Genomic DNA, 18,378 nt, shown 5'->3' on the forward strand with positions numbered 1-18,378 from the left:
GGTCCGGGGTGGGGGCGTCGTTCGTCATGGCCTGTCCAGCCTACGTGCCGTCGGCGCTACGCACTCCCTCCGGCGGCGCCGAGGGAGGTACTTCCGGTGGAGTACGGCTGCTGACTCCCGCTGAGGGACGCGTAGATCAAACGCGTGCTGCGAGGGTCGTGAGGTCATCGCGAACCTGAGTCACGTATACGTCGAGGGGGACGTACCAGATGCTTCCGGCTTTGCGCGTGGTAGCAGTGCTCCACGCGCTCTCCTTCCTACTGCAACCGATCTTGGCCGGGCTGTTCCTGTCCGGCCAGGACTCCGCCATCGATTCGCACGCCACCAACGCCGGGATCGTGGTGCTGCTGTGCCTGATCCTGACCGTCTTGGCGTTCCCGGCCTGGCGCAAGGACCTTCTCCCGCGCGCGGCGTTCACCACGTCCCTCTCGCTGCTGGTAGCCGAGGGCGTCCAGATGTACGCCGGCTTCGCGCACCTGATGTGGCTGCACATCCCGCTGGGCGTGGTGATGATGGGTGGCTTGGCGACCTTGATGCCGCTGGTGATGCGGCCGTACAAGCCGGCGGTGGCGGCCGGTTCGGTCGGCGCCGTCGTGGCCTTCCCCGGTGCGGAGGCCGGGGAATGAGCGCTTTGCGTCTGTCCCGCCGAAGCGCGCTGCGGCTGTTCGGCGGTGCCGGGATGGCCGCGGTGCTGGCGCCGACGCTGGCCGGTTGCGCCAAGCCCGGTAGCGACGGGATCAACCCGGGGACCCTGAAGAGCAAGGCGAAGCTGCCCGCGCCGTTCACCGTCCCGCTGCCGATCCTGAAGCCGCTGGCCCCGGACTCCACCGACGCGCAGGGCGTCCACTACTCGATGACGCTGAAGCAGGCCGAGGTCGAGATCCTGCCCGGCTACCAGACGAAGATCTTCGGCTACAACGGGACCTTCCCCGGGCCGTATCTGGACGTGCACGCCGGCACGCCGGTGGTCGTGCACCAGACCAATCAGCTACCGGTGCCGATCGTCACCCACCTGCACGGCGGCCTGACCCCGCCGAGTGAGGACGGCTTCCCCACCGACCTGGTGTTCCCGCAGGCGCTGGCGGACATGGCGGATCCGGGGATGGCGGCGTCGATGTCCGGGATGGACGGGATGCCGTCGATGACGGACCCGTTGGCGCGGATGACCGCGGTGCGGCGGGACTACGTCTTCCCGCTGAACCAGCGCGCGGCCACGCTCTGGTACCACGACCACCGTATGGACTTCACCGGGGCGCAGGTGTGGCGGGGCTTGTTCGGGCTCTGCGTCGTGCGCGACGCCGAGGACGACAAGCTGCCGCTGCCCAAGGGCGAGCGGGAGATCCCGCTGATGATCGCGGACCGCGCCTTCGACGGCGACGGCCAGCTGATCTACCCGGAGAAGGACCCGACGCTGCTCGGAAAACCGAGCATGGACAAGTCGATCGCGGCCGGGGCGCAGGGCGACGTGGTGCTGGTGAACGGTGCGCCGTGGCCGTACCTGGAGGTCGCGGCGGTCAAGTACCGGCTGCGGATCCTCAACGCCTCCAACGCGCGCCGCTACGAGCTGAAACTGGACGGCCCCGGGGGCGGGGAGTTCATCCAGGTCGGCTCGGACGGCGGCCTGCTGGCCGCGCCGGTCACCCACTCCACGCTGGCCATGGCCTCGGCCGAGCGCTTCGACGTGGTGGTGGACTTCTCAAAGTACCCGGTCGGTTCGACGGTGACGCTGAAGAACGCCGCCGACAGCGGCGGTCCCGGCCTGGTGATGCAGTTCAAGGTCACGTCGCAGGCCGCTGACGATTCCTCGGTCCCGGCGACGCTGTCCACCATCGACAAGCCGGCGGTCGACGGGGCCAAGCGGAAGCTGGTCTTCTCGTTGCAGGGCGACAAGTGGCAGATCAACGGCAAGGACTTCGACCCGGCGCACCCGCTGTTGAAGCCGGTGTTCGGCAAGACCGAGGAGTGGACGGTGACCTCGGTCGAACGGCACTCGGTGCACGTACACGGGGCGCACTTCCAGGTCACCGCGCGCGGCACCGGCGGGGCCGGGGAGTACGACCACGGCTGGAAGGACACCGTGGAGCTGTCTCCGGGTTCCGAGGTCAAGTTCGCGATCCGGTTCGACAGCTATCGCGGCCGGTATGTCGCGCACTGCCACAACCTGGAACACGAGGACATGGCGATGATGGCGGCCATCCAAGTGGTCTGATCCGCTGCCGGTGATCCGGGGTCGGTCTGCCGCCGCTGCTCGGTCGCTGCTCGGACGCCGATCTGCCGAGCTCGCGATCTGGTGCGGCTGGTGCGCCGCCGCCGATTACAGGGGTACCCGCCAGACCACGCGGGTGCCCTCGGCCTCTTCGGCGGGCCCGGCGTGGAAGCTGCCGCCGAGCTCGTCCGCGCGGGCGGCGAGGTTAGCCAGCCCCTGCGCGGCGGTGCGCGGGTTCGGTTCCCAGGCCGGCATCGGGGCGCCGCCGTCGTCGTGGACGTCCAGGGTCAGCGTGGTGGCCGGTCCGGTCTCGACCGTCACCACCACCTCGACCCTGGTCGCGCCGGCGTGTTTGGCCGTGTTGGCCAGCGTCTCGCGGACGGCGGCCACCAGATGCGCGCCGGTGCCGGCGGTGACGAGGGAGTCCAGCGGGCCGGTGAAGCGGACCGAGGGCTCGAAGCCCAGGACGCGGGCCGCGCGGGAGGCCTCGCGCAGGACGCGGGCGCGCGTCGAGGTGGCCTCCTGGTCGGCGGAGAGCTGGAGGTCGAAGATGGTGGTGCGGATCTCGGCGATCGCGGCGTCGAGCTCGTCCATCACGGCGTCCAGGCGGTCGGCGGCGGCCGGGAGGTCCGGCGGCTCCGGGCCGGGCAGGGTGAGGCGGCGGCGCAGCGTCTGCAAGGACAGGCCGGCGGCGAAGATGCGCTGGATGGTGAGGTCGTGCAGATCCCGGGCGATGCGCTCGCGGTCGGCGTAGACGGCCAGCCGGTCCTCGGCGGCCCGGGCCTCGGTGAGGGCCAGCGCCAGGCCGGCCTGGTGCGCGAAGGCGGTGGCCAGCCGGGCGTCTTCGTCGTCGAAGGTCCGCCGGCCCGGTGCGTTGGCCAGGACCAGGGTGCCGATGGGGCGGTCGTCGCGTTGCGCCAGGGCGGCGTAGACGAGCGCCCCGAACCGGCGGTAGGGCGGCGCGAGCTCCTCGGGTTCGGCGTCCCCGGCCTCCATGACGAAGGCGCGGCCGGTGAGTGCCACCTCCACCGAGCGCCGATGCGGCTCCACCCACGCCCCGCGCACCTCGTCGGCGGCCAGCCCGGTGGCCACGTCGACGCGCCAGGTCCCGCCCTCATGGTGCAGCAGCAAAGAGCAGTGGTCGGCGCCGGAGGCTTCGCGGGCGCGCTCGGCGACCAGGACGAGGACTTCGTGGGGGTCCTCGGCGAGCAGCATCAGGGTGATGACGTCGGTGGCCGCCGAGAGCCAGGATTCGCGGCGGCGGGCGGCGGCCAGGTCGGCGCGCAGAGCGGCTATTTCGGGCGATTCGGACATCGCCTCGATCTTAAGCTGCCCGCGCGCCGCCTGCCTTCCGTGCAGCTCAGCCGCCTGCCTTCTGCGCTGCTTGCGCAGGCTGCCGGCCTCGCAGGTCAACTCCCGCGGGGCCGGTGTCGGGTGCTACTCCCGGAACTCGCCCGCGACCCGCAGCAGGATGTCGTTCGCCTCGACCTCGCCGATGGTGATCCGCACGCCCTCGCCGGCGAACGGCCGGACCACGATGCCGGAGACCTCGGCCATCGCGGCGAACTCCACGGTGCGCTCGCCCAGCCGCAGCCAGATGAAGTTGGCCTGGCTCTCCGGCACGGTCCAGCCCTGCGCGCGCAATCCGTCGATGACCCGGGTGCGCTCCTGGACCAGCGCCTCGCAGCGCTCCAGCAGCAGCTTCTCGGCCCGCAGCGACTCGATCGCGGCCACCTGCGCCAGGCTGTTGACGCCGAACGGCACCGCGGTCTGGCGCAGCGCCGCGGCCACCGGCTCGTGCGCGACGGCGAAGCCGATGCGCAGACCGGCCAGGCCGTAGGCCTTGGAGAAGGTGCGCAGGACGGCCACGTTGGGGCGGTCGCGGTAGATCTCCAGGGCGTCCGGGCTGCTGTCGTCCCGCACGAACTCCCGGTAGGCCTCGTCGATGACCACCAGCACGTCGCTCGGCACCCGGTCCAGGAACCGGACCAGGTCGTCCTTGGAGATCGCGACGCCGGTCGGGTTGTTGGGGTTGCAGACGAAGATCAGGCGGGTGCGGTCGGTCACCGCGGCGGCCATCGCGTCCAGGTCGTGGTGCTCGTCGGGGGTCAGCGGCACCTGGATCGAGGTGGCCCCGGAGATCTGCGTGATGATCGGGTACGCCTCGAACGAGCGCCACGCGTAGATCACCTCGTCCCCCGGGCCCGAGGTGGCCTGCAGCAGTTGCTGCGCCACGCCGACCGAGCCGGTGCCGGTGGCGATGTGCTCCGTCGGGACGCCGAAGTGCTCGGCGAGTTCGGCGGTCAGCGCCGCGACGCCCATGTCGGGGTAGCGGTTGAAGCTCTCCGCGGACTTCTGGACCGCCTCCAGCACGCCCGGGAGGGGCGGGTAAGGGTTCTCATTCGAGGACAGCTTGAAGGCGGAGGTGTCGGGGATCTTTCCCGCTTTGTAAACGGGGATGCCGCGCAATGCTCCACGGAGCTTCGGGGTCTGGACGTCGTCGGCCACGGCTGGAATCTCCTTCTCGGGGTTGATCTCAGATTAACCGCCGCCGGACTTTTCGCCGAGCGCCCTGAGCGGGACAAATGAGGTGTGACCCTCAACGGATTCGCTTACGGAGAGTTGGTATTCGGAGCGGACGGTCAAGTGGCCGACCCCACTCAACGCGGCGTCGCCCCGGCGGTGGCGCTCGGTGCCGATGTCACAGACGTGTTGGTGCTCTCACACGGCTGGCTGGACGACGCCTCACGGGCCCAGATCCTGTACGACGGCCTGACCCGGGCCATGGTCCAGGCCGGTGGCGCTCCGCCGGGACTGGCCGTGCTCGGGATCGTGTGGCCGGCCCGGCGATTCGACGCGGTTCCGGAGGCCGAGGCCACCGCGGCCGTGAACGATCCGAGCGGCCGGACCGCCGCGGCCTACGTCACCCGGATCCGGAACCGGGTCCGGACCGAGATCATCGACCTGCCGGCCGCGGCGGAGTACGCCAACCCCGGCGACCACCAGTCCGCGTTCTTCGGCCTGGACCCCGGTGCCCTGCTGGAGAAGTTCGGCCGGCTGGAGGACGGGATCTACGCCGTCATGAACCTGGCGACCTACTACGAGATGAAGGCACGGTCCGGCAACGTCGGCCGGGGTCTGGCGCCGGTGTTGGCGGCGGTGCGGGCGGCCCGGCCCGTGGTGCGGCTGCACCTGGCCGGGCACAGTCTCGGGTCCCGGGTGATGGCCTCGGCGCTGGCCAACTGCGGGCCGCTGCCGGTGTCGTCGGCGATGCTGATCCAGGGTGCGTTGTCGCAGTTCGGCTTCGCCAAGCACTGGGACGGCGTGCACGACGGTCTGTTCCGCCCCGGGCTGTTCGGCGGGCGGCTGCGGGGGCCGGTGGTCGTGACGCACTCGCGGCACGACGAGATGGTCGGCATCATCTACGACCTGGCCTCGCGGCTGGTCGACGACCAGACGGACTCGGCCGGCCGGGCCCCGGAGGACGCCGCGGGTGCGGAGTTCGGGGCGATCGGGGCCCATGGCGCGCTGTGCACGCCGGAGTCGGTGTGGGGCAAGATGCTGCCGGTCTCGGGGCCCGGGTACGCCTTCCCGGCCGGGGCGATCAGCAATCTGGATTCGAGTGCCTACATCCGGAGCCACTTCGACGTGATGACGCCGGAGGTGGGGAAGGCGTTGGTCGGGATGATCACGGCGGGGTGAGGTGGTCTGAGCGGATCCGGCCGCGACTTTCATGGCCGGATCTGTCACTCACGTGTCATTGCGGACTTCGGCTCATGCGGCGACGCTTTAAGCATGAGCCGCCGCGTGGTGTTCCTGGTCTTCCCGCGGTTCCAGCTGCTCGATCTGACCGGGCCGCTGGAGGTGTTCGCGCAGGCCGACTCGCTGTTCGGGCCGGGGCATGAGCGTTACCAGACCTCGGTCGTGGCGCTTGATCGCGCGGCGGTGACGGCGTCGGACGGGTTGGCCGTCGTGCCGCACCAGACGATGGCCGAGGCCGCCGATACGGCGATCGACACGCTGGTGGTGGTCGGCGGGCGCGGGGTGCGCACCGCGATCCACGATCCGGTTTACGTGGACTGGGTCCGGGCGAACGCGGCTCGGGCCCGCCGGGTCACCTCGGTCTGCTCGGGCGCGTTCCTGCTCGCGGCGGCCGGGCTGCTGGACGGTCGGCGGGTGGTGACGCATTGGGACTCCTGCGAGGAGTTGGCCGCCCAGTTCCCGCGCGTCCGGGTCGAGGCGGACCCGATCTTCATCCGTGACGACCCGATCTGGACGTCGGCCGGGGTCACCGCCGGTGTGGACCTGGCGCTGGCCCTGGTCGAGGACGACTTCGGCGGGTCGGTGGCGCGGCGGATCGCCAAGCAGCTGGTGGTGTTCGTGCAGCGGCCCGGCGGACAGGCGCAGTTCAGCACGCAGCTGGCGGCGCAGCGTCCGGGGCGCGATGCGCTGCGGGAGGTGCAGGACTGGATCGCGGACCATCTCGACGACGATCTGAGCCTGCCGGCGCTGGCGCGGCGTGCGGCGCTGAGCGAGCGGCACTTCTCGCGCGTGTTCCGGGCCGAGACCGGGATGACGGTCGCGGCGTACGTCGAGGCCGCGCGGCTGGAGGCGGCGCAGCGGCTGCTGGAGAGCACGCGGGACGGGCTGGACCGGATCGCGCGCAGCTGCGGGTTCGGGACCGTCGAGACCATGCACCGGACCTTCAACCGGACGATCCGGGTGACGCCCGGGGAGTACCGGCGGCATTTCAGTTCCCACCGATAGGGATCCGTAGAAAAGGGAGTCAACCATGACCCGCCGCATCGCCATCCCCCTGTTCCCCGGCTTCATGCCCCTGGACCTCGTCGGCCCCTACGACGTCCTGCGCTTCCTGCCAGACACCGAGACCGTCTTCGTCGCCGCCGAACCCGGCGTCATCGCCGGCGCCGACGGCGGCTTCGGCCTCCAGGCCCAAGCCGGCCCGGCCGACATCGAATCCTGCGACATCCTGCTGGTCCCCGGCGGCGGCGGGACCCGCGATTACGAGGCGCGCAAACCGCTGATCGACTGGATCGCCCGCATGCACGAGACCACCACCTGGACCACCTCGGTCTGCACCGGCTCCCTCCTGCTCGGCGCGGCGGGCATCCTCAAAGACCTCGACGCCACCACGCACTGGAACGCCGTCGAGGACCTGGAATCGCACGGCGCCCACTACACCGCCGACCGCGTGGTCCGCCGCGGCAAGGTGATCACGGCCGCCGGAGTCTCCTCGGGGATCGACATGGCCCTCACGCTGGCCGGCCTGATCGAGGGCGACGACTTCGCGAAGGCGGTGCAGCTGTGGATCGAGTACGACCCGCAGCCGCCGCACGACACCGGGTCGGTGGCGAAGGCGGGGCCGGAGTTGGTGCGGCGGACGCCGGAGCTGATTCGGGAAGGCGGGGCGCGGCGGGGGTAGTGCGAGGTGCTGCTTGACTGGCGAGCGGCTTCGCTGCCGAGCGGTGCGAGCGGCGCGTTCGGGAAGGCGGGGCGCGGCGGGGGTAGTGCGAGGTGCTGCTTGAGCGGCGAGCGGCTTCGCTGCCGAGCGGTGCGAGCGGCGTGCGACAAGAGTCGGCAGTGCGCGACCGTGCTGATCGCCCGGCGGCGAGATGAGCCGTCCGAACACCGCCAGCCCCGGCGCACCCGGCCGCCTAAGGTCGGTGAGGTGGTTGCGATTTCAACCACTTCACCAAGCCTTACATCAAGCCTTAGGGGATCGTCATGGACCTTGCACTGCGCGGCCGCGTCGCCGTTGTCACCGGCGGCAGTAAGGGCATCGGCCTTGCTGTTGTCAGGACGTTGCTGGAGGAGGGCGCGTTCGTCGTCGCGGCGTCGCGTTCGGAGTCGGCGGGGCTGGCGGGGCTGGCCGGTCCGAACCTGCTCCATGTGGCCGGCGATCTGCTGGATCCGGTGCTTCCGGGGCAGGTGGTGGCTCGGGCCGTCGAGGCTTTCGGCGGCCTCGACATTCTGGTCAACAACGCCGGCGGTCCCCCGCCGGGTGTCATGTTGCCGCGCGGGCCGTTCCTGGACGGTACCGATGTCGACTGGCAGGCGATCTTCGAGTTCAACCTGTTCGCCGTCATGCGGCTGACCCGTGCCGCGCTGCCGCATCTGGTCGAGCGGGGCGGGACGATCGTCAACGTCTCCTCCTCGCTCGCGCGTCAGCCCGGGACCAACAACTACGAGTACTCGGCCGCCAAGGCCGCGCTCGCGCATGTCTCGAAAGGGTTGGCCGAGGAGTTCGGGCCGCTGGGGGTGCGGGTCAACGCCGTGTCGCCGGGTGTCACGCGGACTAATTGGTGGACCGACGAGGGCGGGGTCGCGGACATGTTCGCCGGGGCCATGGGGGTGGACCGCGACACGTTGCTCGACAAGACGTTGCCGGAGATGTTGCGGCTGAGCACGGGCCGCTTCGTGGAGCCGCAGGAGGTCGCCGATGTGGTGGCGTTGTTGGCGTCGCCGCGGTCGGGGAGCGTCAATGGGGCGGACTTCGTCGTGGACGGCGGCATGTTGAAGGAGCTGTAGCGGGCTCGGCGTGTGGGGTGGCCGCCCGAACAGCCTGCGCCGGGCGGCGCGCGCGGTTTGTGATCGATTGCGGAGCCGCGCGCGGCGGTTTAGGTTACTGGCGAGTAGTACGAGTAGCGCCCGCGCCGAGGAAGAGGCCGCCATGCCAGTGCTCCGCTCCCAGCTGGATCCGTCGTCGGAGGCGGCCCGCGCCGATCGCGAGGCGGTGTTGGCCGCCTTGCAGCGGATCAGGGAGCTCCAGCAGAAGGTGCTGGCCGGCGGCGGGGAGAAGTACGCCGAGCGGCACCGTTCGCGGGGCAAGTTGCTCGCGCGGGAGCGGCTGGATCTGTTGCTGGACGAGGACTCGCCGTTCCTGGAGTTGGCCGCGTTGGCCGGGACGCACGATCCGACCGAGACCGTCGGCGGCGTGTCGGGGATCGGCACCGTGTCCGGCGTCGAGTGCATGATCGGTGCCAACGACCCGACCGTGAAGGGCGGTGCGGTCGGACCGTCCGGGGTGGCCAAGCAGTTGCGGATGCTGGAGATCGCCGAGCGGAACCGGCTGCCGCTGATCTCGCTGACCGAGTCGGCGGGGGCCGATCTGCCGCGGCAGGCGGACATCTTCGTGCCGGGCGGGGCCTCGTTCAAGGGGATCTCGCGGTTGTCGGCGGCCGGGATCCCGACGCTGTCCATCGTGTTCGGGTCCTCGACCGCCGGCGGCGCGTACGTGCCCGGCATGAGCGAGTTCACCGTGATGGTGAAGAACCAGGCGGCGGTGTACCTCGGCGGGCCGCCGCTGGTGAAGATGGCGATCAACGAGGACACCGACGACGAGACGCTGGGCGGTGCGGACATGCACGCGCGCGTCTCCGGCCTGGCCGACTACCTGGCGCGCGACGAGCGGGACGCGATCCGGATCGGGCGGCAGATCGTCGCCGATCTGCGCTGGCGCAAGGCCGGTCCGGGACCGACTGAGAACCCTGATGAACCCGTCCACGCAGCCGAGGACCTGCTCGCTCTGGCCCCGATGGATCTGCGGCGGCCGGTCGAGGTGCGGGAGATACTGGCCCGGGTGCTGGACGGCTCGCGCTTCTCGGAGTTCAAGCCGCTCTACGGCACCACCCTGGTCTGCGGCTGGGGCTCGATCCACGGCTACCCGGTCGGCATCCTGGCCAACAACGGCATCCTGTTCTCCGAGGAGGCGAACAAGGGCGCGCACTTCATCCAGCTGGCCAACGCCCGCGAGGTGCCGCTGCTGTTCGTCCAGAACATCACCGGCTTCATGGTCGGCTCCCGCTACGAGCGTGGCGGCATCATCAAGGACGGCAGCAAGCTGATCAACGCCGTCTCCAACTCCCAGGTGCCGCACGTGACGCTGATGGTCGGGGCCTCCTACGGCGCCGGCAACTACGGCATGTCCGGCCGCGCCTACGACCCGCGCTTCGTGTTCACCTGGCCGAACCACCGGATCGCCGTGATGGGCGGCCGGGAGCTGGCCGGGGTGATGTCGATCGTCCAGCGGCAGAAGGCTGAGAAGGCCGGGCAGCCGTACGACGAGGACGCGGACGCGCAGACCCGGGAGTTCATCGAGGCGATGGTCGACGGGCAGTCCGATGCCGTCTACGCCAGCGGCCGGCTGTGGGACGACGGGGTGATCGACCCGCGGCAGAGCCGGACCGTGCTCGGGCTCGCGTTGTCGGCGATCGACTCCGGTCCGGTGGCCGGGACCCGGGCGTTCGCGCCGTTCCGGATGTAGCCGCCCGCGGCCCGCCGCCGCGCGGATCGTGACGACAGTCACAGCTCCACGACCGATATTCCGACCTGTGAGACAGTGACGCCATGCCGACGAATCCGACGTTCTCCACCGTGCTAGTGGCCAACCGGGGCGAGATCGCCCGGCGGGTCTTCCGCACCGCCAAGGCCCTTGGCCTGCGCACCGTCGCCGTGTATTCCGAGCCGGACGCGGACGCCCCGCACGTGCGCGAGGCCGACGTCGCGGTGGCCCTCGGCGGCAGCACCAGCGCGGAGTCGTACCTGGACGTCGCGAAGATCCTGGAGGCGGCGCGCAAGACCGGCGCGGACGCCGTCCACCCCGGCTACGGCTTCCTGTCGGAGAACGCCGGCTTCGCCGAGGCCTGTGCGCAGGCCGGGATCGTGTTCGTCGGCCCGTCCCCGGACTCGATCCGGAAGATGGGGATCAAGCACGAGGCGAAGGCGATCGCCAAGGCGGCCGGGGTCCCGGTGCTGCCGGACGCGCTGCTCACCACCGACGAGCCCGACGACTGGCGCAAGGCCGGCGAAGGCGTCGGATTCCCGTTGCTGGTAAAGGCTTCGGCCGGGGGCGGCGGCAAGGGCATGCGGCTGGTCTCCGCCGTGGACGAGCTGGAGAACGCGGTCTCCGGGGCCCGGCGCGAGGCGACGGCCGCGTTCGGGGACGGGACCGTGTTCCTGGAGCGCTACCTGACCGCGTCCCGGCATATCGAGATCCAGGTGTTCGGCGACAGCCACGGCAACGCGGTGTTCTACGGCGAGCGCGAGTGCTCGGTGCAGCGCCGGCACCAGAAGGTCGTCGAGGAGGCGCCCTCACCCGTGGTCGGCGCGGCGGTCCGGGCCCGGATGGGCGAGGTCGCGTGCGCGCTGGTGCGCGAGCTCGGCTACGTCGGCGCCGGGACCGTGGAGTTCCTGTTCGACGACACGGACGACTCCTATTACTTCCTGGAGATGAACACCCGGCTCCAGGTCGAGCACCCGGTCACCGAGGAGGTCTGGGGGCAGGACCTGGTCCGCAAGCAGTTCGAGGTCGCGAACGGCGCCGAGCTCACCGCGCCGGACCCCGAAGGCCTGCACGGCCACGCGATCGAGGTCCGGATCTACGCCGAGGACCCGGCCCGCAAGTACATCCCCTCGCCCGGGACCCTCGCGCTGTATGAGCACACTGATGTGCCCGGGATCCGTTATGAGGACGGGGTGCGCAGCGGCAGCGTCGTCTCGCACTACTACGACCCGATGCTGGCCAAGGTGATCGCGACCGGTGCCAGCCGGACCGAGGCGGCACTGAAGCTGGCCTCGGCGCTGGCCGGAATGCGGATCCAGGGTTTGAAGACCAACCGGGATCAGCTCGTCGCGATCCTGCGCGACCCGGACTTCCTGGCCGGGACCACGCGGACCGACTTCCTCGACCTGCACCCCGCGCTGTCCGCGCCGGAAGACCGGGTGGACGTCACCGCGCATCTCGCGGCGGCCATCGCGGTGTCCGTACACCGGCGTCGGACGGCCGGTGGCGCCACGGCCTTCGCCCCGGCCGGCTGGCGGCTGCTGCCGTACGACGGCGCGAACGCCGCGTGGACTCGGCAGGACGTCCGCCGCGCGCCCGAGACGCCGGTGACCTACCGGCTGGACGGCTCGACGCTGTACCTGATCCACGGCGGGGCCGAGTACGAGGTATCCCTGAAGGATCTGGGCCCTGAGTCGGTGCGGGTCGCCGTCGACGGCGTCGATCGGCTGTGCCGGGTGCGGGTCGCCGACGACACCGTGGTCTGGGTCGACGACAGCGACGGCGGGCACTCGGCGTGGAAGCCGACGCCCCGGTTCCCCGAGGACGCCGATGCCTCCGCCGCTGATGACGGGGCCGCCGAGGTGCCCGGGACCGTGGTCGCGATCGCGGTGGCGGCCGGGGACCGGGTGAGGTCCGGGCAGGTACTGGTGACCATGGAGGCCATGAAGATGGAGCACCAGGTCAAGGCCGGGCGGGACGGCGTCGTGGCCTCGGTGGACTGCGCGGTGGGGCAGTTCGTGGACGCGCACCAGATTCTGGTGACTTTGGCCTGACAGGGCGTGTGGAGGATGTAAGTCCCCCGCGCGCGTAGTGCTGGCGCGCGGGGCGCTTTCAGCCCAGAATCGGGGCATGCCTGCCACGCAAAGTACTGAGACGCGCGACCCGGTGGAGTTCCACCGGCTCGGCGACATCGTGCGTGTGAACCTCGACGAGAACGCGCATGGCTCCGTCCTCGCCTACGGGGACCAGGAGTGGGACTGGACCGAGTTCGACGCTCGGGTCCGCAAGTGCGTGACCGGGATCCGCAGCGACCGGTTGCAGCGCGGCCAGCGGGTCGCCGTGCTGGCCCGCAACCACCCGGTCCACGTCGAGACCCTGTTCGCGGCCAGCAACATGGGGCTGGTCTGCACCTGGCTGGACTGGCGCCTGGACCGCGCGCGGCTGGTCCACGCGCTGAACGAGGCCGAGGCCCGGATCCTGTTCGTCGGCGAGGAGTTCGTGGACCTCATCGACGGCGCCATGATGGAGATCGTCTCGGTGGTCAGCACGATCACCGTCGGCGGCCGCGAGGACGAGTACGAGGAGTGGCTGGAGACCCACGAGACCCATGAGGCGCTGCTGCGTGCGGCCCGGGAACTCGCGGCCGTGAGCGGCGACGACCCCGTGCTGCGGCTCTACTCCTCGACCGGGAAGAAGGGACCGACTCGCGGCGAGTACACCCATCGCGCGCTGCTGGCGTCGGCCTCCGAGATGCTGCGCCGCAAGTCCCTGGCCCGCGGCGACGTCGAGGCGCTGGACGCGCCGGTGACGGTGCACGAGGCCGCGGTGCGGGTGCTGGCGAACATGTCGGCGGGGGCTGCGACGGTGCTGGTGCGGGAGGAGTAGCCACTGCCGGGAGGAGTAGCTACCGCTTCGCCTCGGCCGGCTTCGCGCGCTCGGCGTGCTCGGCGAGTTCCGAGTGCTCAGCCCGCGTGCCCCGCTCGGCCCGCTGGGTCTTGCGCGCGGCGCGCCGCACCTTGGCCTCGGCCTGCTCCTGCACTATCAGCCGCGGCTGCCCCTCCAGGTGGGACAGGCCGTTCCAGGCCAGGTTCACCAGGTGCGCGGCCACCTCGGCCTTGGGCGGCTTGCGGACGTCGAGCCACCACTGGCCGGTCAGGGCGACCATGCCGACCAGCATCTGGGCGTACATCGGGGCCAGCTTGGGGTCGTAGCCGCGGTGCATGAAGTGCACCCCGAGCAGGTCCTCGACCTGGGAGGCGATGTCGGAGATCAGGGAGGCGAAGTTGCCGGTGGAGGTGGTGACCGGGGAGTCGCGGACCAGGATGCGGAAGCCGTCGGTGCTGGACTCGATGTAGTCCAGCAGCGCGAAGGCCGCCTGTTCCAGCAGCTCGCGGGCGTGTTCGCCGGTCAGGCCGGTGGTCACCATCGACAGCAGCTTGGCCATCTCCCGGTCGACCACGACCGCGTACAGCCCCTCCTTGCCGCCGAAGTGCTCGTACACCACCGGCTTGGAGACCCCGGCCTTGGTCGCGATCTCCTCCACCGAGGTGGCGTCGAAGCCGCGCTCGGCGAACAGTGTCCGGCCGATCTCGATGAGTTGTTCCCGCCGTTCCTTGCCGCTCATCCGGGTGCGGGACGCCGGGGCCGAGGTTCGGGAAGTCACCGTGGCATTCTCTCAGGTTTCTCGCGACATGACGCGACCGGGGTGGAGGCAGCCTCCGTCTCTGGCGGCCGGACGTCGTCGCGGGTGGGACCGCCCGGGCCCGCTTCGGATCAGATCGCCTGCGTCTGCTTCATGGCGATGCGCTCTGGCGAGGGCCACCGGACGTCGCGCACCCAGCCCAGCTTCTCGAACACCCAGATGATCCGCGCCGAGGAGTCGATCTGGCCGCGCAGCACGCCGTGCCGGGCCGCGGTCGGGTCCGAGTGGTGCAGGTTGTGCCAGGACTCGCCCATCGACAGCACCGCCAGCCACCACACGTTCCCGGACCGGTCCCGGGAGCGGAACGGCCGCTCGCCGATGGCGTGGCAGATCGAGTTGATCGACCAGGTGGTGTGGTGCAGCAGGCTGATCCGGACCAGCGAGCCCCAGAAGAAGGCGGTCAGTATCCCCTGCCAGCTCCAGGTCACCAGGCCGCCGACGAGCGCCGGCAGCAGCAGCGAGGCCAGCGCCAGGTAGGGGAAGGCCCGGGAGACCCGGACGATCGCCCGGTCCTTGAGCAGGTCCGGGGCGTACTGCTGCTGGTTAGTCTGCTCGACGTTGAACAGCCAGCCGATGTGCGCCCACCACATGCCCTTGATCAGGGCCGGGACGGTCGCGCCGTAGCGCCACGGGGAGTGCGGATCGCCGTCCTGGTCGCTGAAGCGGTGGTGCTTGCGGTGGTCGGCGACCCAGCGGATCACCGGGCCCTGGACGGCCAGCGAGCCGGCGATCGCCAGCCCCACCCGCAGCGCCCTGCGGGCCTTGAAAGAGGAGTGGGTGAACAAGCGGTGGAACCCGACCGTGACGCCGTGCCCGCTGATCGCGTACATCACCACCGCGATGATCAGATCGGTCCACGTCAGACCCCAGCCCCACAGCACCGGGACGGACGCGACCAGCGCCACGAACGGGATGCCGATGAACAGGCTGAGCGCGAAGCGTTCCTTGAAGGACTGTTGGTCGCCCCCGAGCGTGCCCCGGCCGGGGGCGGGCTCGACGGACTGCTGGGGTACCGAGGTTGCTGTCATCGCGATCATGCCTTGAGGGGAAGTGCCCTTGTGGGGCTGGCGGATCGGGGGAACTGACCGCAACCTACGCTGCCGTAGGTTGGGTTACAAGGATTACACGGCGGGTGACGCTCGGATGTCCGAACGCTGTACGCCTCCCGGAGGACCCGGGAAGGTCGGCGCCGCCCCTAATCCCGGGCGCGCGAGGACCCCCGGATGTGGGAAACTGGCGACGACGATCCGCCATGGGGTAATTGGCAGCCCAGCAGACTTTGGATCTGTTTGTCCAGGTTCGAGTCCTGGTGGCGGAGCACTGGCGGTGGCCGGGGCGTGGCCGGCCCGCCCCGGCGGGGGTCGCTCGCAACCCCTCCCCACGATCGCTACCCTCCTAGGGAACCGACGCCGCCGACGCGCGGCGCGCAGCACCGCACCCCGCTAGGAGTCGCCCCATGACCGACCAGCACGCGCCGACCGTCGTCATCCTGGCCGCCGGCGAGGGCAAGCGGATGAAATCCGCGACGCCGAAGGTGCTGCACGAACTGTGCGGGCGCACGATGCTCGGACACGTGGTGGCCGCCGCGCACGAGCTGGCGCCGCGGCGGCTCGCGGTGGTCGTCGGCAAGGGGCGCGACCAGGTCGCCCCGCACGTCGAGGCGATCGCCCCCGAGGCCCGGATCGTCGTGCAGGACCCGCAGAACGGCACCGGGGAGGCGACCCGGCTGGCGCTGGAGGCGCTGACCGCGGACGGCGCGGAGCTGCGCGGCACGGTGCTGGTGCTGCTGGGCGACGGGGCCATGGTCACCGGGGACACGCTGCGGCACCTGATCGCCGAGCACGAGAAGGCCGGCAACGCGGTGACCGACCTGACCGCGGTCGTGCCGGACCCGACGGGCCTGGGCCGGATCCTGCGCGAGCCGGACGGCACGCCGGCCGGCCGGCTGCTCGGCATCGTCGAGCAGAAGGACTGCACCCCGGAGCAGGCCGCCATCCACGAGGTGAACTCCGGGATCTTCGCCTTCGACGCCGAGACCTTGCGCGCCGCGCTGGGCCGGCTCACCACCGACAACGCCCAGGGTGAGGAACTGCTCACCGACGTGCTGGCGATCGCGGTCGGCGACGGGCTGCCGGTCGGCGCCGTGGTCGCCGCCGACCACCGCGACCTGCTGGCCGCCAACGACCGGGCCCAGCTGGCGGATCTGCGCCGGCTGATGAACCAGCGGATCACCCGCCGGTGGATGGTCGAGGGCGTCACCATCGTGGACCCGGCGACCACCTGGATCGACGTGGACGTGGTGCTGGAGCCGGACGCCACGGTCCGGCCCAACACCCAGCTGGAGGGCACGACCCGGATCGCCGCCGGCGCCGACGTCGGCCCGAACTGCACGCTGAGGGACACCGTCGTCGGGGCCGGCGCCCGGGTCACCAACGCCACCACCGACGGCGCCGAGATCGGCCCGCAGGCCAGCGTCGGCCCGTACACCTACCTGCGCCCGGGGACCAAGCTCGGCCGCAAGGCCAAGGCCGGCGGCTTCGTGGAGATGAAGAAGTCGACGATCGGCGCCGGCAGCAAGGTCCCGCACCTGGCCTACATCGGCGACGCCACCATCGGCGAGGGCTGCAACGTCGGCGCCGGCGTCATCACCGCCAACTACGACGGCGAGAACAAGTTCCCGACCCGCATCGGCGACCACGCCTTCATCGGCACCAACACCACCCTGATCGCCCCGGCCGACATCGCCGACGGCGCCTACGTCGCGGCCGGCTCGGCGATCAGCCTGCCGGTCGGCCCGGGGGAGTTGGCGGTGGCGCGCGGCCGCCAGCGCAACATCGCCGGCTACGTCGCCCGCAAGCGTCCGGGCTCGGCGGCGGCCCAGGCGGCCGAGCGCGCGATCGAGCGCTCCGGGCAGTCGGGATCCGATGCCGGCCCCGCCGCTGAGACCGATCCCACAGGCAGCGAGCCCGACGGTCGGGGGGACGCGGTCTGAACGGCTCGTTGCGTCTGAGAGTATGAAAGAACTACGGCCCCTCGTCTCTTAGGAGAACCCACCGTGACCGGCCTTAAGACCACCGGTGAGAAGAAGCTCATGCTTTTCACCGGACGTGCCTACCCCGAGCTGGCCCAGGAAGTCGCCGAAGAGCTGGGGGTGGAGATCGCGCCGATGAAGGCGCACGACTTCGCCAACGGCGAGATCTACACCCGGTTCGAGGAATCGGTGCGTGGTAGCGACGCCTTCGTGATCCAGTGTCACTCAGCCCCTATCAACCACTCCATCATGGAGCAGCTGATCATGGTGGACGCGCTCAAGCGGGCGTCCGCCAAGCGGATCACTGTCATCACCCCGTTCTACGGCTATGCCCGCCAGGACAAGAAGCACAAGGGCCGCGAGCCGATCTCGGCCCGGCTGATGGCAGACTTCTTCGCGACCGCGGGCGCCGACCGGCTGATGGCCGTGGACCTGCACACCGACCAGATCCAGGGCTACTTCGACGGCCCGGTGGACCACCTGTTCGCGCTGCCCCTGCTGGTGGACTACATCCGCGGCAAGTACGACACGGCGAAGCTGACGGTGGTCTCCCCCGACGCCGGCCGGGTCCGCACCGCCGACCGCTGGACCGACCGCCTGAACACGCCGCTGGCGATCGTGCACAAGCGCCGCGACCCGAACATCCCCAACACGGTCTCGGTCCACGAGATCGTCGGTGACGTCAAGGGCCGCACCTGTGTCCTGGTCGACGACATGGTCGACACCGCCGGCACCATCTGCGCGGCCGCCGAGGCGCTGTTCGACAACGGCGCGGCCGAGGTCATCATCGCGGCCACGCACGCGGTGCTGTCCGACCCGGCGGTGGACCGGCTGAAGAACTCGCGGATCAGCGAGGTGATCTTCACCAACACGCTGCCGATCCCGGACGAGAAGCGGTTCGACAAGATGACGGTGCTGTCCATCGCGCCGATGCTGGCCCGGGCCATCCGCGAGGTGTTCGAGGACGGTTCGGTCACGTCGATGTTCGACGACCACAGCCACTGAGCCACCACGAGCCCAGGGCTTTGCGAGTACTGGGCTATAAGTACTGAGCGGCTATAAGTACTGAGCCCAAAGCGATGCTCCGGACCACCGCGTGGTCCGGAGCATCGCTTTGGGCACGCTAAGCTGGACCT

Annotated in this window: 15 protein-coding genes and 1 tRNA gene; 12 read left to right on the top strand and 4 right to left on the bottom strand. The window is 70.7% G+C overall.

All coding sequences use genetic code 11. The features are described 5' to 3' along the window. Nucleotides 1–221: 221 nt before the first annotated feature. Complete coding sequence (locus tag IZR01_RS26710) at nt 222–626, top strand: hypothetical protein (RefSeq protein WP_194925450.1); 405 nt, start codon at nt 222–224, stop codon at nt 624–626. Further along, nucleotides 623–2,209, top strand: coding sequence for a multicopper oxidase family protein (locus IZR01_RS26715; RefSeq protein ID WP_194925451.1), 1,587 nt, complete (start codon nt 623–625; stop codon nt 2,207–2,209). The genes IZR01_RS26710 and IZR01_RS26715 overlap by 4 nt, the downstream gene beginning before the upstream one ends. 105 nt (nt 2,210–2,314) lie before the next feature. Here the strand turns inward: IZR01_RS26715 and IZR01_RS26720 are convergent, their stop codons facing one another. Both IZR01_RS26720 and hisC read right to left on the bottom strand, forming a co-directional pair. Next, nucleotides 2,315–3,520 carry a GAF domain-containing sensor histidine kinase gene (locus IZR01_RS26720; protein WP_194894629.1) on the bottom strand — a complete coding sequence of 402 codons (1,206 nt, stop codon included), beginning with the start codon at nt 3,518–3,520 and terminating at the stop codon, nt 2,315–2,317. A gap of 123 nt (nt 3,521–3,643) precedes the next feature. Continuing rightward, complete coding sequence (gene hisC, locus IZR01_RS26725) at nt 3,644–4,714, bottom strand: histidinol-phosphate transaminase (RefSeq protein ID WP_194894630.1); 1,071 nt, start codon at nt 4,712–4,714, stop codon at nt 3,644–3,646. 138 nt (nt 4,715–4,852) lie between these two features. Here hisC and IZR01_RS26730 point away from each other — a divergent pair, with 138 nt between their 5' ends. From IZR01_RS26730 to IZR01_RS26760, 7 genes are all read left to right on the top strand, one after another. Continuing rightward, nucleotides 4,853–5,908 (top strand): hypothetical protein, encoded by a 1,056-nt coding sequence (locus IZR01_RS26730; protein ID WP_194925452.1) that lies wholly within the window; start codon nt 4,853–4,855, stop codon nt 5,906–5,908. A 93-nt stretch (nt 5,909–6,001) separates the two neighbouring features. Next, a complete protein-coding gene (locus tag IZR01_RS26735) occupies nt 6,002–6,973 on the top strand; it encodes a GlxA family transcriptional regulator (RefSeq protein WP_194925453.1) in 972 nt (323 codons plus the stop codon). 25 nt (nt 6,974–6,998) lie between these two features. Continuing rightward, complete coding sequence (locus IZR01_RS26740) at nt 6,999–7,649, top strand: DJ-1/PfpI family protein (protein ID WP_194894633.1); 651 nt, start codon at nt 6,999–7,001, stop codon at nt 7,647–7,649. Between the two features lie 302 nt (nt 7,650–7,951). Further along, nucleotides 7,952–8,755 carry an SDR family NAD(P)-dependent oxidoreductase gene (locus IZR01_RS26745; RefSeq protein ID WP_194894634.1) on the top strand — a complete coding sequence of 268 codons (804 nt, stop codon included), beginning with the start codon at nt 7,952–7,954 and terminating at the stop codon, nt 8,753–8,755. A 142-nt stretch (nt 8,756–8,897) separates the two neighbouring features. Further along, nucleotides 8,898–10,490, top strand: coding sequence for an acyl-CoA carboxylase subunit beta (locus IZR01_RS26750; protein WP_194925454.1), 1,593 nt, complete (start codon nt 8,898–8,900; stop codon nt 10,488–10,490). An 83-nt stretch (nt 10,491–10,573) separates the two neighbouring features. Beyond that, the gene (locus IZR01_RS26755) at nt 10,574–12,562 is read left to right on the top strand and encodes an ATP-binding protein (RefSeq protein ID WP_194925455.1); all 1,989 of its coding nucleotides are present in this window, start codon (nt 10,574–10,576) and stop codon (nt 12,560–12,562) included. Nucleotides 12,563–12,638: 76 nt separating this feature from the next. Then, nucleotides 12,639–13,394 (top strand): AMP-binding protein, encoded by a 756-nt coding sequence (locus IZR01_RS26760; RefSeq protein ID WP_194894637.1) that lies wholly within the window; start codon nt 12,639–12,641, stop codon nt 13,392–13,394. Between the two features lie 19 nt (nt 13,395–13,413). Here IZR01_RS26760 and IZR01_RS26765 read toward each other — a convergent pair whose 3' ends face one another. Together IZR01_RS26765 and IZR01_RS26770 are read right to left on the bottom strand one after the other, a co-directional pair. Beyond that, nucleotides 13,414–14,133: a TetR family transcriptional regulator gene (locus IZR01_RS26765; protein WP_228554667.1), complete on the bottom strand. Its 720-nt coding sequence runs from the start codon at nt 14,131–14,133 to the stop codon at nt 13,414–13,416. A gap of 149 nt (nt 14,134–14,282) precedes the next feature. Continuing rightward, a complete protein-coding gene (locus tag IZR01_RS26770; RefSeq protein ID WP_194894655.1) occupies nt 14,283–15,239 on the bottom strand; it encodes an acyl-CoA desaturase in 957 nt (318 codons plus the stop codon). Between the two features lie 218 nt (nt 15,240–15,457). Between IZR01_RS26770 and IZR01_RS26775 the strand changes: the two genes are divergently transcribed. From IZR01_RS26775 to IZR01_RS26785, 3 genes are all read left to right on the top strand, one after another. Next, nucleotides 15,458–15,529 (top strand) — tRNA-Gln (locus IZR01_RS26775). 138 nt (nt 15,530–15,667) lie between these two features. After that, nucleotides 15,668–17,203 carry a bifunctional UDP-N-acetylglucosamine diphosphorylase/glucosamine-1-phosphate N-acetyltransferase GlmU gene (gene glmU, locus IZR01_RS26780; protein WP_194925456.1) on the top strand — a complete coding sequence of 512 codons (1,536 nt, stop codon included), beginning with the start codon at nt 15,668–15,670 and terminating at the stop codon, nt 17,201–17,203. Nucleotides 17,204–17,266: 63 nt separating this feature from the next. Next, nucleotides 17,267–18,247 (top strand): ribose-phosphate diphosphokinase, encoded by a 981-nt coding sequence (locus IZR01_RS26785; RefSeq protein WP_194925457.1) that lies wholly within the window; start codon nt 17,267–17,269, stop codon nt 18,245–18,247. Nucleotides 18,248–18,378: the final 131 nt, after the last annotated feature.

Origin of the sequence: Catenulispora pinisilvae (assembly GCF_015356865.1) — a bacterium.
In the GTDB taxonomy this organism is placed as follows: Bacteria; Actinomycetota; Actinomycetes; order Streptomycetales; family Catenulisporaceae; genus Catenulispora; species Catenulispora pinisilvae.

What these genes read in the sequence shown, in the direction of transcription:
- IZR01_RS26715 (WP_194925451.1), top strand. Translation starts at nt 623, where the DNA reads ATGAGCGCTTTGCGTCTGTCCCGCCGAAGCGCGCTGCGGCTGTTCGGC.
- IZR01_RS26720 (WP_194894629.1), bottom strand. Translation starts at nt 3,520, where the DNA reads ATGTCCGAATCGCCCGAAATAGCCGCTCTGCGCGCCGACCTGGCCGCC.
- IZR01_RS26735 (WP_194925453.1), top strand. Translation starts at nt 6,002, where the DNA reads ATGAGCCGCCGCGTGGTGTTCCTGGTCTTCCCGCGGTTCCAGCTGCTC.
- IZR01_RS26740 (WP_194894633.1), top strand. Translation starts at nt 6,999, where the DNA reads ATGACCCGCCGCATCGCCATCCCCCTGTTCCCCGGCTTCATGCCCCTG.
- IZR01_RS26745 (WP_194894634.1), top strand. Translation starts at nt 7,952, where the DNA reads ATGGACCTTGCACTGCGCGGCCGCGTCGCCGTTGTCACCGGCGGCAGT.
- IZR01_RS26750 (WP_194925454.1), top strand. Translation starts at nt 8,898, where the DNA reads ATGCCAGTGCTCCGCTCCCAGCTGGATCCGTCGTCGGAGGCGGCCCGC.
- IZR01_RS26755 (WP_194925455.1), top strand. Translation starts at nt 10,574, where the DNA reads ATGCCGACGAATCCGACGTTCTCCACCGTGCTAGTGGCCAACCGGGGC.
- IZR01_RS26760 (WP_194894637.1), top strand. Translation starts at nt 12,639, where the DNA reads ATGCCTGCCACGCAAAGTACTGAGACGCGCGACCCGGTGGAGTTCCAC.
- IZR01_RS26765 (WP_228554667.1), bottom strand. Translation starts at nt 14,133, where the DNA reads ATGAGCGGCAAGGAACGGCGGGAACAACTCATCGAGATCGGCCGGACA.
- IZR01_RS26770 (WP_194894655.1), bottom strand. Translation starts at nt 15,239, where the DNA reads ATGACAGCAACCTCGGTACCCCAGCAGTCCGTCGAGCCCGCCCCCGGC.
- glmU (WP_194925456.1), top strand. Translation starts at nt 15,668, where the DNA reads ATGACCGACCAGCACGCGCCGACCGTCGTCATCCTGGCCGCCGGCGAG.